Below are 15,061 nucleotides of genomic sequence, written 5' to 3' on the forward strand. Positions count from 1 at the left end.
GGCTCCCTTAACCGGCCTTGTTCGGCGCGGCCCCATTGGCCTTGGCGCCGGGCGCGTTGCCGGCCAGGCCCGCATCGGCCTGCTTGGCCGGCGCGGCCGCCGTCGGGGCCGGAGCGGCGTTCTCGGCGATGGCGGCCTTGCCCTTGTCGACGGCCGGGTTGACCAGGCGCGAGGCCAGGCGCTCGGTCAGGACCTTGGCGTCGCCCGGCGACATGTTGGCCAGGATCATCGCCAGGGTGCGTTCCTTCATCTTGGCGGCGATCGGCAGGCGGACGCTGTCGTCCAGCAGGGTCATGCGAGCAGCCGCGTCCTTGGGCTTCATGCCGGCATAGACGGTGACCAGACGATCGACTTCGGCCTGCTTCTGGCTGTCGACCTGACCCAGAAGACCCTGGATGTCGCCCTTCAGGCCCGTCAGGGACTTCAGCTTGGCGTCCAGCTTGGCTTCGGCGGCGGCCAGCAGCTGCAGCTGGACGTCGATGTCCTGCTCGCGCTGGTCCAGTTGGCCGCGGCGCGTCCCCAGGCTCTGCAGAACGCGCAGTTCGGCGGGCGACAGGCCGGCTTCCTTGGCCAGGGCGTCGGCGCCTGGGGCGCAGGCGCGCGGCAGTTGCTGCGGCGTCTTGGCGGCGGCGTCGGTCGCCGCGCCTTCGGCCGAGGCGGCTTCGCCCTCAGGCTTGGCCACGCCCTCGGCGAAGGCCTTGGCCCCGCCCAGCAGGTCGGGCAGCGACTTGGCGCCGGCCATGGCGTTGATGGCCAGGACGCCGGCGGCGGCGACGCCGATCAGGGGCAGGATGCGCGGAACGTTCTTCATCGGCGGTCAGCTCTAGGGTTGTGTCCGGGGCGCGGGCTTTCGCCCGGTCCATCGAAGAGGTCATCATCGATCCGCGCCCGTGAACGCGGGGTTTCGCGGGCGGCGCTGGGGCCGCCCAAATTCTGGTTCAGGTTCTGGCGAGCGGCCGGCGGGATGCGGTCTTCGCGCTCCAGCAGACGCTCGAAATCTTCAGCCTTCAGGCGGCGCTCGGGCTCGGGCGTGGCGCGCAGCAGCGGCTCGCGCTCAAAACGGTCGGCCGGACGTTCAGCCGGACGCTCGAAGCGTTCCGGGCGCGCCGCGGGGGCCTGGGTCGGAGCCGGCAGCGGGCGGCTGACCCGCTCTTCCAGTTGCGCCGCCAGGGCCTGGGCGCGCTCGATGCGCACCGCCAGGGTCTCGGCGGCTTCGTCCGTCGCCGCGCGCAGGTCGGCCAGGCCTTGTTCGGCGCGGGCCGCGGCCTGGTCCAGGTCGGCCACCGCCTTGGCGAAGCCGGCGTGGCTGTCGCGCAGAGCCTTCAGGCGCCGCTCCAGACGCCAGCCAAAGGCCAGCGCCGCGATCAGCAGCACCGCCAGGAACCCGTTCATGGCGAAGGCGATCAGGCTCATTTCAGCTTCTGCACGGCCTTCTTGGCGGCCGGCGTCAGCGGCGCTTCGGCCCGGACGGCGATCGAGTGGTTGCGACGGCCCATGCGGCCGCGCGTCAGCGGGATGGCCCCGGCGCGCAGCTCGACCAAGCTGTCGGGCGTGGCGTTCAGCATCAGGGTGTCGCCGACTTCCATGTTCAGGACGCGCGACAGCGGCACCTGCTGTTCGTCGAGGACGGCGCGAACCTCCATCTGGGTGGTCCAGAGTTCGGTGGCCAAGTGGCCTTCCCAGATGTTGTCGCGACCGAACTTCTCACCCATGAACTGCTGCAGCAGCATCTTCCGGATGGGTTCCAGGGTCGCGTACGGCAGCAGCAGCTCGATGCGGCCGCCGCGGTCTTCCATGTCGATGCGCAGCTTGACCAGGATCGCGGCGTTGGCCGGGCGAGCGATGGCGGCGAAGCGCGGGTTGGTTTCCAGACGGTCCAGCGAGAAGCCGACCGGATGCAGGGGCTCGAAGGCGCTCTTCAGGTCGTGCAGCACCACCTCGATCATCCGCTGCACCAGCACGCGTTCGATCGTGGTGTAGGGACGGCCCTCGATGCGCATCGCGGCCGTGCCGCGACGGCCGCCCAACAGCACGTCGACGATCGAGTAGATCAGGTTGGAGTCGACCGTCAGCAGGCCGTAGTTGTCCAGCTCCTCGGCCCGGAACACCGCCAGGATGGCCGGCAGCGGGATCGAGTTGAGATAGTCGCCGAAACGGATCGAGCTGATGTTGTCCAGGCTGACTTCGACGTTGTCCGACGTGAAGTTCCGCAGGGAGGTCGTCATCAACCGCACCAGGCGGTCGAAGACGATTTCCAGCATCGGCAGACGCTCGTAGCTGACCAGCGCCGAGTTGATGATCGCGCGGATGCCCGTGCGGTCCTCGGAACCGTCGCCCGACAGGTCGAAGCCCAGCAGGCTATCGATCTCGTCTTGGTTCAGAATGCGTTCCGAACCCGCCTCGCCGCCGCCGTCGTCCCAGCCGCCCATGCCGCCGGAGAAGTCGCCGAACTCGTTGTTGCCTTCGGCTTCGCCGAAAGCGCCAGGGGGGTTCTGCGAGGCCCACTGGGCCATCGCGGCCTGATCGTCGATGTCTTCCGCCATGTTCGTTATGCCCAACCAGCCCGAGGGCTAGTTGATCAGCATCTCCTCGATGAGGACCGCGTTCACCTTGGCCGGTGCGGCGACCAGGTTCACCCGGCGCAGCAGCTCGACACGCAGTTGGTAGGTGCCCTGCGAACCATTCAGGTCCTCGGGGCGCAGCTCACGCAGGAAGGTCTGGAACATGTCCTGCAGCCTTGGCAGATTCGGCGTCAGCGAGTCCGCGACCTCTTCGTCGGGCAGCTCGAACGTCAGCTTCAGCTTCAGGAAGGTCGACTTGCCGTCAGCCGTCTGCATGTTCACCACGATGTCGGGCAGGGTGTAGAACACCACGCCGTCCGGGCCTTCCTTGATGGTCGGCGCGGCGCCGGCCGCGGCCGCGCCGTCCTTGCCGGCCTCGCCTTCCTTCTTTTCTTCCTTTTTCTTTTCCTTCTTCTTCTCGGCCTTTTCGCCGTGCTCGCCGGCTTCGGCGGCAGGCTTGGGCTTCATCAGGAAGAAGGCGGCCGCGCCACCGCCGCCCAGGACGAGAACGCCCGCGGCAATGGCGATGATCAGGATCGGAGGCTTCTTCTTGGCGGGGGCTTCGCCTTCGCCTTCCGGAGCTTCCTGTTCGGTGTTCTCAGCCACGCGCGGGTTCCTTGGAATCTATGCCCGTACACATGCGGGGAGCATGGTTAACGATGTGTTTTGGAGGCCATTCTGTCGCAGGCTGAATCTGCCCGGCAGACTCCGACCAACCGGCCCGCGTTAACCTTCCTATTTGTTGTTTTATATAACGTTTTGAGACTGGCACGAAGGTTGCTTCTGGAGATGCGGCGCATTTGTCGCGCCAGTCGCCCCGAGTTAACTCGCCATGGACAACGCGCTCTACGTCGGCCTCTCGCGTCAGATGACGCTGCGCCGCCAGCTCGACATCGTGGCCAACAACATCGCCAACGCCAACACCACGGGCTTCAAGGTCGAGGACCTGATGGTCCGGACCGAACAGGCGCGCCCCGCCAAGACCCTGGACGGCGCCGCCCCGGTGAAGTTCGTGCTGGACGACCAGGTCGCCCGCAACTTCACGCAGGGCGCGATGACCAAGACGGGCGGCGACTTCGATCTGGCGATCGAGGGCACCGGCTTCTTCCACATTCAGACCGCCAACGGCGACCGCTACACCCGCGACGGCCGCTTCACGACCAACCCGGAAGGCCGGATCGTCACCGAGCAGGGCAGCCAGGTCCTGGATGAAGGCGGCGGCCCGATCGTGATCGACCCGACGCTGGGCGGCGTGTCGATCGGCAAGGACGGCGTCGTGACCCAGGGCGCGGTCCGCGTCGGTCGCATCGGCATCGTCCGTCCCGACGACCTGTCCTCGATGGCGAAGGACGGCGACAACCTCTACCGCAACACCACCAACGTGGCCCTGCAGGCCGCCCCGGACGCCCGTTTGCACCAGGGCATGCTGGAATCTTCGAACGTCCAACCCGTGGTCGAGATCACCAAGCTGATCGAGATCCAGCGCGCCTATGAGGGCGTCGCCAAGATGATGGACAACACCGCCGATCTGCACCGGACCGCCGTCGAGCGGCTGGGCAAAGTCAATTAAGGAAGCCTAGCCGATGCAAGCTCTCCGCACCGCCGCTTCGGGCATGTCAGCGCAACAGCTGAACGTCGAAGTCATCTCGCACAACATCGCGAACATGAACACCATTGGCTTCAAGCGCCAACGGGCCGAGTTCCAGGACCTGCTGTACCAGCAGATCGAACGCGCGGGTTCGCAGTCGTCGAACGACGGCAACATCGTCCCCACCGGCGTGCAGGTCGGCGGCGGCGTCAAGGCCGGCTCGGTCTACCGCATCATCGAGCAGGGCACCCCCACCCTGACCGACAACCCGCTGGACATCGCCATCCAGGGCAAGGGCCTGCTGCCGATCCTGCTGCCTTCGGGCGAGACGGCCTATACCCGCGCCGGCAACTTCTCGACCAACGACCAGGGCCAGATCGTCACTGAGGACGGCTACCTGGTTCAGCCGGGCATCACGATCCCGCAGAACACCACCGACATCACGATCAGCAAGACCGGCCTAGTGCAGGTGAAGCTGGACGGCCAGCCCGCCCCGCAGACCATCGGCCAGATCCAGCTCGCCAACTTCATGAACGAAGGCGGCCTGGAACAGATCGGCGACAACCTGCTGCTGGAAACCGCCGCCTCAGGCGCCGCCAACCTGGCCGCGCCGGGCGAGCCGGGCTTCGGCGTCCTGATGCAGCACTACACCGAAGCGTCGAACGTCGACGCCGTCACGGAAATCACCTCGCTGATCACGGCCCAGCGCGCCTACGAGATGAACTCGAAGGTGATCACCACGGCCGATCAGATGCTCCAAGCCACCTCGCAGCTGCGGTCGTAAGCTCATGAAGGCCCTCTTCCTCGCCGCTGCCCTGATCGCGTTTGCCGCCCCCCTCCTGCCGAACATGGCCTTCGCGGGCGCGCCGGTGACCCTGCGCATGGACACCACCGACGCCGACGGCCGCGTCACGCTGGGCGACCTGTTCGACGGCGTCAGCGGCCCGGCCGCCGACATGGTCATCGCCGCTCGCATGGGCCCCACGGCGGTGCTGGAAGCTGGCCAGGTGCAGATGTTCGCCCGCCGCGCCGGCTATGACTGGACCAACAGCAACGGCATCCGCCGCATCATCGTGCGCGAAGGCGCCGACAACGGCGGAACCTCAGGCGGCGCCCGCGGCGTGGCCTCGCGCGGCAACGTGGAAGTTCTTGCCTATGCCCGCAGCATCACGGCCGGCGAAATCGTCCAGCCGCAGGACCTGATCTGGGTGAAGATGGCCGGCGCTCCGAGCGACGCCCCCCGCGACGCCGACGCCGTGATCGGCCTGGCCGCCAAGCGCCCCCTGCGTGAAGGCGCCGCAGTCTCGAGCCGCGACGTGGGCGCCGCCCAGGTCATCAAGGCCGGTGATCTGATCACCATCACCTATGACGACGGCGGAATTTCCCTTTCGCTTCAAGGGAAAGCCATCGCCAGCGCCGCGACCGGCGACGTCTTTGCCGTCCAGAACACGCTCTCGAAGAAAATCATCCAGGCCGTTGCGACGGGTCCTGGGGCCGCCGCGGTCGGTCCGCAGGCCCAGGGCTTGCAAGCCCGTTCGCAACAAGTCCGTTTCGCTGCTCGCTAAGAGGTTCTAGCCCCATGCGTCGCCCCGTCATCATCGCCGCCGCCCTGCTCCTGGCCCCGCTGGCCGCCTGCTCCACCGTCACCGAAGCCGTGAAGGGCCCGGAACTGGCGCCGGTCGGCTATCCCGCCGCCCTGGCCCCGATCCAGCAGCAGTACGTCTCCTCGCGCGACCCGGCCCCCCAGGCCGCCTCGGCCAACTCGCTGTGGCGCGTCGGCGCCCGCGCCTTCTTCAACGACCAGCGCGCCAGCCGCGTGGGCGACATCGTCACCGTCATGATCGACATCGACGACAGCGCCAGCACCAAGAACCAGACTGCCACCTCGCGCAGCTCGAACATGAAGGCCGGCGTGCCCAACCTGCTGGGCCTGGAGTCCAGCCTGGGCAAGGTGCTGCCGGGCGGCTTCGACCCCGCCAATGCGCTGAACACCAACTCGGCCACCACCAACAACGGCTCGGGCAGCGTCAATCGCTCGGAAAAGATCAGCCTGACGATCGCCGCCGTGGTCAGCACCGTCCTGCCGAACGGCAACATGGTCATCCAGGGCACTCAGGAAGTCCGCACCAACGCCGAGCTGCGCCAGCTGACCGTGGCCGGCATCGTGCGCCCCGAGGACATCTCGTCGGCCAACACCATCCGTCACACCCAGATCGCCGAAGCCCGCATCAGCTACGGCGGCCGCGGCGACATCAGCCGCGTCCAGAAGACCCCGGCCGGCCAGTCGCTGGTCGAGCGCTTCTCGCCGTTCTAAGCAAGGCCTGACGGTTCAAGATCAAGGGGGCGCGGTCATCGCAAGGTGGCCGCGCCTCTTCGCGTTTGCGGAGCCTTTCGCGTCCGGCCTGCGTTGATCCGACGAGGAGACCGTCATGCGACGCCGCGCCACCGCCTTCATCGTTCTGAGCTTTCTGGCCGCCGGCCTGACCGGCTGCGCGCACGAGCAGGCCGATCAGGGCCCCTATCGCTGGGCCTATCTGGCCGATGACGGCGACCCGCGCCTGGCCTACGGCCGTCCCAACAGCGACGATGTGGTGCTGATGCTGAACTGTCAGCCCGGCCAGGATCAGATCCGGGTCTCGGCGCTGGGCCTGGCGGGCCAGGAGATCGTGCTGACCTCGGGCAAGACCGAGAGCCGCTTCCCGGCCCAGGCGCTGGAGGACGACATGTCCGGCAGCCGCCTGCTGGAAGGCCGCGGCCGCACCACGGCCCCTGCCCTGGCCAATTTCCGCAAGTCGGGCCAGCTGGCGGTGATGAACAACGGCCACCACAGCCTGGCGGCAGCTTCTGCCGACCGCGGCAAGGTGCGGGCGTTCTTCAAGGCTTGCCGGGCGTAAGAACCCCTCTCTCATAGAGAGAGGGAGGGGCCCGCGCCGCAGGCGTGGGAGGGTGAGAGGTTTCACCGCTGGCCGGAAAACCTCAGACGTCCTCAAAGCCAATCTTGGAAAAGACCGCGACCTTGGCCGCGTCCAATCCTGAGAGATTATAACCTCTCACCCTCCCACCGCTACGCGGCGGGCCCCTCCCTCTCTCTATGAGAGAGGGATTTTGACTTAAGCCCTACGCCCCGCGCCCGCCGCACTGACATTGTCCATGCCCAGGGCCGACAGCGCCCCGCGCAGAATGCCGTCGGCGTCGAGGCCCGCCTGGGCGTACATCGCGTCCGGCTTGTCCTGGTCCTGGAAGACGTCGGGTAGGCACAGGGTGCGGATCTTCAGGCCGCGATCGAAGGCGCCGTGCTCGGCCAGGGCCTGCAGCACGAAGGCGCCGAAGCCGCCCATCGAGCCTTCTTCCACCGTGACGATAGCTTCGTGCTCGCGCGCCAGGCGCAGCAGCAGGTCGATATCCAGCGGCTTGGCGAAACGGGCGTCGCAGACGGTGGCCGACAGGCCGCGAGCAGCCAGCAGGTCAGCGGCCTTGAGGCTTTCCGACAGGCGCGTGCCGAACGAGACGATGGCGACGCTGGTCCCTTCGCGGACGATGCGGCCCTTGCCGATCTCCAGCGGGTCGATGGTCGCGGGCATCTCCAGGCCCAGGCCCTCGCCACGCGGGTAGCGGAACGCGCTGGGACGGTCGTCGATCTCGGCGGCGGTGGCGACCATGCGGGCCAGCTCGACCTCGTCGGCGGCGGCCATCAGCACCATGCCGGGCAGAGCGCCCATGAAGCCGATGTCGAAGCTGCCGGCGTGGGTCGGGCCATCAGCGCCGACCAGGCCGGCGCGGTCCATGGCGAAGCGCACCGGCAGACCCTGGATGGCCACGTCGTGCACCACCTGGTCGTAGCCGCGCTGCAGGAAGGTCGAATAGATCGCCGTGAACGGCTTCATGCCGTCGGCGGCGAGACCTGCGGCGAAGGTCACCGCGTGCTGCTCGGCGATGCCGACGTCGAAGGTGCGCGACGGGAACGCCTGCTGGAAGATGTCCAGGCCCGTGCCCGAGGGCATGGCGGCGGTGATGGCGACGATCTTGTCGTCCTTCTGCGCCTGGCGGACCAGTTCCTGGGCAAAGACCTTGGTGTAGCTGGGCGGGCCAGCGGCCGCCTTCTGCTGCTGGCCGGTAACAACGTCGAACTTGGCCACGGCGTGCAGCTTGTCGGCCGCGCCCTCGGCCGGGGCGTAGCCCTTGCCCTTCTGGGTGACGCAGTGGACCAGCACCGGCTTGTCGCCAAACGCCTTGGCGTTCTTCAGCACGCTGACCAGGGCGTCCATGTCGTGGCCGTCGATCGGACCAATGTAATAGAAGCCCAGCTCTTCGAAGAAGGTGCCGCCGGTCACCATGCCGCGGGCATATTCTTCCGCCTTGCGGGCGGCTTCGCGCACCGGGGTCGGCAGGGGCAGCTTTTCGACGACGGTCTTGCCCAGCTTGCGCACCGAGCGATAGGCGCCGCCCGACACGAGATTGGCCAGATAGGCGCTCATGCCGCCCACCGGCGGGGCAATCGACATGTCGTTGTCGTTGAGGATGACGATCAGGCGCTTGGTGGTGTCCGTCGCCGCGTTCATCGCCTCATAGGCCATGCCCGCGCCCAGCGAGCCGTCGCCGATCACGGCGATGACGCTGTTGTCTTCACCCTTGGCGTCACGCGCGGCGCAGAAGCCCAGCGCCGCCGAGATCGAAGTCGCAGCGTGGGCCGCGCCGAACGGGTCGTATTCGCTTTCGGCCCGCTTGGTGAAGCCCGACAGGCCCCCGCCCTGGCGCAGAGTCTTGATGCGGTCGCGGCGGCCGGTGAGAATCTTGTGCGGATAGGCCTGGTGGCCGACGTCCCAGATGACGATGTCCTTGGGGGTCTCGAACACGTGGTGCAGGGCCACGGTCAGCTCGACCACGCCCAGGCCCGCGCCCAGGTGGCCGCCGGTCACCGACACGGCGTCGATGGTCTCGGCTCGGACCTCGGCGGCCAGTTGCTTGAGCTCGGGAATGGAAAGCTCGCGCGTGTCGGCCGGCGAGGCCACGGTGTCGAGCAGAGGTGTTTTCGAGGACATGTTTGAAGAAAGCGCGGTCAGTTGCGGCGGTCCAGCACGAAATCAACGCTTTCGCGCAGATGTTCGGCCCGTTCGCCAAAGATTTCGAGATGGGAACGCGTCTGCTCGGCCAAAAGCGTCACGCGCTCCTTGGCCGCATCCAGACCCAATAGGGTGACGTAGTTGGCCTTGCCCATGGCGGCGTCCTTGCCGCCCGTGGCCTTGCCCATGGTCTCGGCGTCGCCTTCGGCGTCCAGAATGTCGTCGACGATCTGGTAGGCCAGGCCCAGATCCTGGGCGAAGGCCATCAGGGCCGCGCGCTCGGAATCTTTTGCCCGGGCGATGATCAGCGGGATCTCGAAGGCGAAGGCGATCAGCGCGCCGGTCTTCAGCCGCTGCATACGGGCCACCGCGCCCAGATCGTCGCGAACGCCCAGGATGTCGATCATCTGGCCGCCAGCCATGCCCTTGGCGCCCGAGGCGATGGCCAGCTTGCGCACCAGTTCCGAGCGGACGTGGCCGTCGTCGTGGGTGTCGGGGTGGGCCATGATCTCGAAGGCCGCCGTCTGCAGGGCGTCGCCCGCCAGGATCGCGGTGGCCTCGTCATATTGCTTGTGCACGGTCGGACGGCCGCGGCGGACGTCGTCGTCGTCCATGGCCGGCAGGTCGTCATGGACCAGGCTGTAGGCGTGTATGCACTCCAGCGCGCAGGCCGCGCGCAGCACCGGCCGCTCGGGCAGGTCGAACATCTTGCCGGTTTCCAGCGCGAAGAACGGGCGCAGACGCTTGCCGGGACCCAGGGCCGCATAGCGCATGGCCTCGGTCAGGCGCGTCTCGGGGCCATCGGCGCGCGGCAGCAACTCGTCGAGCGCCACCGTGACGATGTCGGCGGCCTGGACGATCCGCCTGGCCAGGTCGTTGTCCGGACGCGCGGCGGGCATCAGTTGAACTCGGCCGCTTCGGCGGCGAAGGCGCCGCCTTGGCCGAGCACGATCTTCTCGACCTTCAGGCGCGCGGCTTCCAGCTTCTTCTCGCAGTGGGCCTTCAGGGCCGCGCCGCGCTCATAGATGTCGATAGACCGTTCCAGCGGCGCCTGGCCCGACTCCAGCTCGGCCACGATCTTCTCCAGCTCGGCGAGCGCCTGCTCGAAGCTGTAGGCGGAAAGGTCGGGGGCGGCGGTTTGGGTAGCGTCGGTCATTTCAACTCTCGGGGAACAGGGCGAGCCTAGTGGCCAAGGCCCGCGCGGGCAACGACCTAGAGTCAAGGCGTGGTTAAGGAAAGAGGGTTTGCGGATCAAGCGCGGCTGAAGCGCTTGATGCTCCAGTAGCCATGGCCCTGATCGACCAGCTTGCTCAGCCCCCGTTGCTTGAGCGCGTCGGCGATCATCCAGTTGAAGAAGCCGTGGGCCAGCACCAGCACGTCCTGGCCCTGATCGGCCAGCGCCACCAGGCGGTCGGCGGCCTCTCCGGCCCGCACCTCGGCCTGGGCGCGGGTCTCCTGCCCGCCGTGATGATCGAAGAACCACCACCAGAAGCGGGCAAAAAAGCCCAAGCGCTTGGGCGACATCTTGATCCATAGCGGCCACGGCGGCGGCGGCAGCGGGGCCTCGATGAAGGTCTGGTCGGTGTCGAAGGTCCGGTCGCCAACCACCGCCTGCGCGGTCTCGACGGCGCGGCGGCGAGTCGAGGCGATAATGACGTCGACCTCGCGGGCGATGGCGATCAGTCCGTCGGGCGGGGTCTGGCCGGCCTTCAGCCCGCCGACCTCGTAGCGCGCCCACCAGTCGCCGTACTCGGGCGCATTCAGGCGGACCTTGCGCGACAGGGCGGGTTCGCCGTGACGGGCCAAGGTGATGACGCCCAGCTTCGTGGGCAGGGACGATTGGTCGGCGGTGGTGACGTCGGCCATGTTGTAGAGAAGTCGGTCAGCCCCAGGGCCGTTCCGTCCCCTCCCCCTCCTGAAGAGCGCTTACAGGCGCGGCGGCGGATCGCCCCAGCGCCGTCCGGTGGTAACCGGCCTCGCGCCTGGACACAACCCGATCCGAGTGCGGGGGTCCAGGCGTTGAAGCCGCCCGGCGGGGCGGCTACTCAGGTTCTCCATGACCGATACGTTGCGCCGCGCCACCCTCGAAGACGCCGACACCCTGTCCAGCCTGGGCGCGCGGACCTTTGCCGAGACCTTCTCCCACCTCTATCCGACCGAGGATCTGGAGACCTTCCTGGCCTATGCCTACGGCCTGGAGCGGACGCGCAACGACCTGGCCCATCCCGACAAGGCCGCCTGGATTCTGGAGGACGAAGACGGCGAGGCCATCGGCTACGCCCTGGCCGGCCCCTGCGACCTGCCGCACGACGAGGTCGCGCCGGGGGATGGCGAGCTGAAGCGGATCTATGTGCTGAAGGGTCATCAGGGCGGCGGTCGCGGCTCGCGGCTGCTGGCGACGGCGCTGGACTGGCTGGGCCCGCGCCGGATCTGGATCGGCGTGTGGTCGGAGAATTTCGGCGCCCAGCGGCTGTATGGGCGCAAGGGGTTCACGAAGGTCGGGGAATACGAGTTCCCGGTCGGGGAGACGCGGGATCTGGAGTTCATCCTGCGGCGGGATGCTCCCCCCACCTGATCGCTTCGCGATCGTCCGCCCCCAAAGGCGGGCGGATGGAAGTCCGTCTTCCACCTCCGGGGGAGGAGCGCGTCAGCGCGGAGGGGGCAAGTTCTGTTGCGTCCCGTTTCAGAACCCTCCACTATCCGAACATCTGTTCGAAAGCCGCGCCGATGTTCCTTCGCTTCTTCTCCGAGCTCCGCCAGGCCAAGGTGCCGGTGAGCCTGCGCGAGTATCTGCTGCTGATGGAGGCCCTGGACAAGGAGGTCATCGACCGCTCGGTCGAGGACTTCTACTTCCTGTCGCGCGCCAGCCTGGTGAAGGACGAGAAGAACCTCGACAAGTTCGACCGGGTGTTCGGCCACGTCTTCAAGGGGCTGGAGACGGTCGGCGAAGGCATCACCGCCGACATTCCCGAGGAATGGCTGAAGGCCCTGACTGAGCGGTTCCTGACCGACGAGGAAAAGGCCCAGATCGAGGCCCTGGGCGGCTTCGAGAAGCTGATGGAAACCCTGCAGGAGCGCCTACGCGAGCAGAAGAAGCGCCACGAGGGCGGCAACAAGATGATCGGCTCGGGTGGCACCAGCCCGTTCGGCAATAACGGCTACAATCCCGAAGGCGTCCGGATTGGCCAGGACAAGGGCCGTCACGGCCGCGCGGTGAAGGTCTGGGACAAGCGCGAGTACAAGAACCTCGACGACGGGGTCGAGCTGGGCACCCGCAACATCAAGGTCGCCCTACGGCGCCTGCGCAAGTTCGCCCGCACCGGCGCGGCCGACGAGCTGGACCTGCCCGGCACCATCAAGGGCACCGCCGAGAAGGGCTATCTGGACATCCAGCTGCGCCCCGAGCGCCGCAACGCGATCAAGGTGCTGATCTTCTTCGACATCGGCGGCTCGATGGACGGCCACATCAAGCTCTGCGAAGAGCTGTTCAGCGCCGCCAAGACCGAGTTCAAGAACCTGGAATTCTACTACTTCCACAACTGCCTCTATGAAGCCGTCTGGAAGGACAACAAGCGCCGCCATACCGAGAAGATCCCGACCTTCGAGGTGCTCCACAAGTTCCCGGCCGACTACAAGGTGATCTTCGTCGGCGACGCGACCATGAGCCCGTACGAGATCACCTATCCGGGCGGCAGCGTCGAGCACTGGAACGAGGAGCCCGGCGCGATCTGGATGCAGCGGGTGGTCGACATCTATCAGAGCTGCATCTGGCTGAATCCCACGCCCGAGCGGCACTGGGACTACACCCAGTCGATCGGCGTCATGAAGCAGATCATCGGCGACCGCATGTATCCGCTGACGCTGGAAGGCCTGGACAAGGCCATGCGGGAACTGGTGCGGGGCTGACCGCCGACGCGTTTAGCGCTGGGCGCCGCCCTCGCCGCCGAACAAGCCGCCGTCGTGCGCCGGCTGACCAATCAACGGCACCTTCGGCAGATCGTGGTCATTGGCTATGGTCGTCCCGATCCTGAACGTCGACGTGTTGGCGCCGCCCAGCAGGATGAAGACGTCCTCGCGACCGTCGCCGTCCAGGTCGAAGCCCACGCGCGCGCCTGCCACTGGGCCCTTGACGTCGGTGACCTGGCTGGCGGTCGCCTCGCCTAGGGCGGCTTCCTGCGCGGCCAGCACGTTGCTGACGGCCGTGGCCGAGACCACGGTCACGTGGCCGCTGCCCATGACCGCCAGGTGGTCGCCCTTGGCGGCCGAGTAATCCAGCACCACGCCCAGCAGCGCTTCCAGCTTGGTGGCCGGCTCGTGGGCCACGATCAGGAAGGTGTCGGCGCCCGTGCCGCCGGTGGCGACCACGCGGGCGTTCATGACGATCTTGTCGTCGCCAGCCCCGCCATCGATGCGGTCGATCTGGCCGGTCTTGGCTCCGCCGCCGTCGATGAAGTCGTCGCCGGCCTCGCCCTTGATCACTTCGCCTTCGGCCGTGCCGTACAGGACGTCGGCGCCGGCCGTGCCCTTCATCACCGAGCGGCCGGCGGCGAAGCCCGCGCCTTCCAGATCGCCGCTGATCACGGGGGTGTCTTCCGGCAGATTGGCGACGGCTTGCGGCGCGCTGGGCGCGACATCGGCCGACGGGGCCGGAGCCAGGTGGGCGATCTTGAAGACGCCCAGCCCCGAAGCGGCCTCGGCGGGCGTTTCGATGGCCAAGGTCTTGAGGCTTTCAGCCTTGACCGGAGCCTGCTGCGCCTGAGCGCCGGCGTCAGAGGCGCTGTGCGGCATCGCGCGGCCGGCGGCGCGATCGCCGTCGAAGCCCAGCGAGGCGATCAGGCGCGAGGCGACCACGTCCATCGACAGGTCGTCGACGCGCGGCAGGTTCTCGAAATTCAGGCGGCCGGCTTCGCCGACCTCGATGCCGCGCAGCTCGAGATACAGGCCCACGGCGATGACCAGCGACAGGAAGGACTGGGCCTCGCGGCTGGACGGATTGAAGGCCACGACGTTGCCGCCGGCCTCCTCCACGCCGCTCGAGGACAGCACCTGGCGCAGCGCGCCCCACAGGCTGCCGACCTGGTGGAACATGTCGACCGCCGCGTCATGCACGACGAAGCGCCCGTCGATGCGGGCGATGTGGACCAGCACGTCCTGGTTGGAGTCAGTGACGACGTACCAGGGGTCACCCGAGTCGGTCTGGCCGAAGACGCTGTCGATCTCGCCATAGCTGCTGGCCAGCTGCTGGGTGAGCAGCATCAGCAGGCCGCGCTCGTTGGCGGACCAGTCGGTGGCCGGGGGCCGGGGGCTGAAGGCTAGGATCTCACCCATGGCGCGGCTCTTTACCCCTGAGCCGCCCGTTCGGCCACATCGCCGTCAACGTCCCCATCAGCGCCATCGGCGGCGCCTTCGAACAGCAGTCGGTGAAGTTCGGGCTCATAGTAGCGCAGCAGGGTCCGGGCGAACTGGCTGGGATCCAGGCCAAGGCTCTCGGCCCAGATCGCCTGGGTCTCGATCGGCACGCGCCCCAGGCCGTTCTCCACTTGGGACACGAAGGTGTAGTAGCGCAAACCGGTCATCTCGGCCAGTTCCGCCTGGGTAAGGCCGGCGGCCTCCCGCGCGGACTTCAGCCAACGCCCGGCTTCGCGCCGAAGAGTCTTGGTCAACGCCGCCTTGGCGGGGTTCATCGCCGTTCGTGACATCGCAAAGCCGTTCCCGCGTCCACAACTCGGACGCCGCCTTAGTTGTTACACATTGCGTAAAAACGCAACAGCAGGTTATCGAGGGCTTGCAAAGCCCTTGCGGAAAGCTCAGAACCACGCATACAGTTTTAACGCAACTATTTTGAACGCAGG

17 protein-coding genes are annotated in these 15,061 nt (G+C 67.5%); 7 read left to right on the forward strand and 10 right to left on the reverse strand.

The window, feature by feature from the left end:
- Positions 1 to 7: 7 nt before the first annotated feature.
- Genes ABDW31_RS09645 through fliL form a run of 4 tightly spaced genes read right to left on the reverse strand, consistent with a single transcriptional unit; the run spans position 8 to position 3,167 of the window.
- Positions 8 to 811 (reverse strand): MotE family protein, encoded by an 804-nt coding sequence (locus tag ABDW31_RS09645; RefSeq protein WP_343698546.1) that lies wholly within the window; start codon positions 809 to 811, stop codon positions 8 to 10.
- Positions 808 to 1,413, reverse strand: coding sequence for a DUF6468 domain-containing protein (locus tag ABDW31_RS09650; protein ID WP_343698547.1), 606 nt, complete (start codon positions 1,411 to 1,413; stop codon positions 808 to 810). The genes ABDW31_RS09645 and ABDW31_RS09650 overlap by 4 nt, the downstream gene beginning before the upstream one ends.
- Positions 1,410 to 2,543, reverse strand: a complete 1,134-nt coding sequence (fliM, locus tag ABDW31_RS09655; protein WP_184721028.1) for a flagellar motor switch protein FliM — start codon at positions 2,541 to 2,543, stop codon at positions 1,410 to 1,412. The genes ABDW31_RS09650 and fliM overlap by 4 nt, the downstream gene beginning before the upstream one ends.
- Before the next feature lie 27 nt (positions 2,544 to 2,570).
- Positions 2,571 to 3,167: a flagellar basal body-associated protein FliL gene (fliL, locus tag ABDW31_RS09660; protein WP_184721029.1), complete on the reverse strand. Its 597-nt coding sequence runs from the start codon at positions 3,165 to 3,167 to the stop codon at positions 2,571 to 2,573.
- A 226-nt stretch (positions 3,168 to 3,393) separates the two neighbouring features.
- Between fliL and flgF the strand changes: the two genes are divergently transcribed.
- From flgF to ABDW31_RS09685, 5 genes are all read left to right on the forward strand, one after another.
- Positions 3,394 to 4,131, forward strand: coding sequence for a flagellar basal-body rod protein FlgF (gene flgF / locus ABDW31_RS09665; protein ID WP_343698548.1), 738 nt, complete (start codon positions 3,394 to 3,396; stop codon positions 4,129 to 4,131).
- Between the two features lie 13 nt (positions 4,132 to 4,144).
- Positions 4,145 to 4,933, forward strand: coding sequence for a flagellar basal-body rod protein FlgG (gene flgG, locus ABDW31_RS09670; protein ID WP_184721033.1), 789 nt, complete (start codon positions 4,145 to 4,147; stop codon positions 4,931 to 4,933).
- A 4-nt stretch (positions 4,934 to 4,937) separates the two neighbouring features.
- On the forward strand, positions 4,938 to 5,714 hold the full coding sequence (gene flgA / locus ABDW31_RS09675) for a flagellar basal body P-ring formation chaperone FlgA (protein ID WP_343698549.1): 777 nt from the start codon (positions 4,938 to 4,940) through the stop codon (positions 5,712 to 5,714).
- 14 nt (positions 5,715 to 5,728) lie between these two features.
- On the forward strand, positions 5,729 to 6,463 hold the full coding sequence (gene flgH, locus ABDW31_RS09680; protein ID WP_184721037.1) for a flagellar basal body L-ring protein FlgH: 735 nt from the start codon (positions 5,729 to 5,731) through the stop codon (positions 6,461 to 6,463).
- A 115-nt stretch (positions 6,464 to 6,578) separates the two neighbouring features.
- Entirely contained in the window at positions 6,579 to 7,043 is a 465-nt protein-coding gene (locus ABDW31_RS09685) for a hypothetical protein (RefSeq protein ID WP_343698550.1), read from the forward strand.
- 216 nt (positions 7,044 to 7,259) lie between these two features.
- Here the strand turns inward: ABDW31_RS09685 and dxs are convergent, their stop codons facing one another.
- The 4 genes from dxs to ABDW31_RS09705 form a co-directional block, all read right to left on the reverse strand.
- Positions 7,260 to 9,188 carry a 1-deoxy-D-xylulose-5-phosphate synthase gene (dxs, locus tag ABDW31_RS09690; RefSeq protein ID WP_184721041.1) on the reverse strand — a complete coding sequence of 643 codons (1,929 nt, stop codon included), beginning with the start codon at positions 9,186 to 9,188 and terminating at the stop codon, positions 7,260 to 7,262.
- 17 nt (positions 9,189 to 9,205) lie between these two features.
- Positions 9,206 to 10,108 carry a polyprenyl synthetase family protein gene (locus ABDW31_RS09695; RefSeq protein ID WP_184721043.1) on the reverse strand — a complete coding sequence of 301 codons (903 nt, stop codon included), beginning with the start codon at positions 10,106 to 10,108 and terminating at the stop codon, positions 9,206 to 9,208.
- Positions 10,108 to 10,365, reverse strand: a complete 258-nt coding sequence (locus tag ABDW31_RS09700; RefSeq protein WP_343698551.1) for an exodeoxyribonuclease VII small subunit — start codon at positions 10,363 to 10,365, stop codon at positions 10,108 to 10,110. Before ABDW31_RS09700 ends, ABDW31_RS09695 begins: the two co-directional genes overlap by 1 nt.
- Before the next feature lie 95 nt (positions 10,366 to 10,460).
- A complete protein-coding gene (locus ABDW31_RS09705) occupies positions 10,461 to 11,075 on the reverse strand; it encodes a histidine phosphatase family protein (protein WP_343698552.1) in 615 nt (204 codons plus the stop codon).
- A gap of 190 nt (positions 11,076 to 11,265) precedes the next feature.
- Between ABDW31_RS09705 and ABDW31_RS09710 the strand changes: the two genes are divergently transcribed.
- Positions 11,266 to 11,784: a GNAT family N-acetyltransferase gene (locus ABDW31_RS09710; protein WP_343698553.1), complete on the forward strand. Its 519-nt coding sequence runs from the start codon at positions 11,266 to 11,268 to the stop codon at positions 11,782 to 11,784.
- A 152-nt stretch (positions 11,785 to 11,936) separates the two neighbouring features.
- Entirely contained in the window at positions 11,937 to 13,115 is a 1,179-nt protein-coding gene (locus ABDW31_RS09715; RefSeq protein ID WP_343698554.1) for a VWA domain-containing protein, read from the forward strand.
- A gap of 12 nt (positions 13,116 to 13,127) precedes the next feature.
- Here ABDW31_RS09715 and ABDW31_RS09720 read toward each other — a convergent pair whose 3' ends face one another.
- Together ABDW31_RS09720 and ABDW31_RS09725 are read right to left on the reverse strand one after the other, a co-directional pair.
- Entirely contained in the window at positions 13,128 to 14,537 is a 1,410-nt protein-coding gene (locus ABDW31_RS09720) for a calcium-binding protein (RefSeq protein WP_343698555.1), read from the reverse strand.
- Positions 14,538 to 14,548: 11 nt separating this feature from the next.
- Positions 14,549 to 14,908: a helix-turn-helix transcriptional regulator gene (locus ABDW31_RS09725; protein ID WP_184721055.1), complete on the reverse strand. Its 360-nt coding sequence runs from the start codon at positions 14,906 to 14,908 to the stop codon at positions 14,549 to 14,551.
- Positions 14,909 to 15,061: the final 153 nt, after the last annotated feature.

The organism is Caulobacter sp. (genome assembly GCF_039596335.1).
Taxonomy (GTDB): domain Bacteria; phylum Pseudomonadota; class Alphaproteobacteria; order Caulobacterales; family Caulobacteraceae; genus Caulobacter.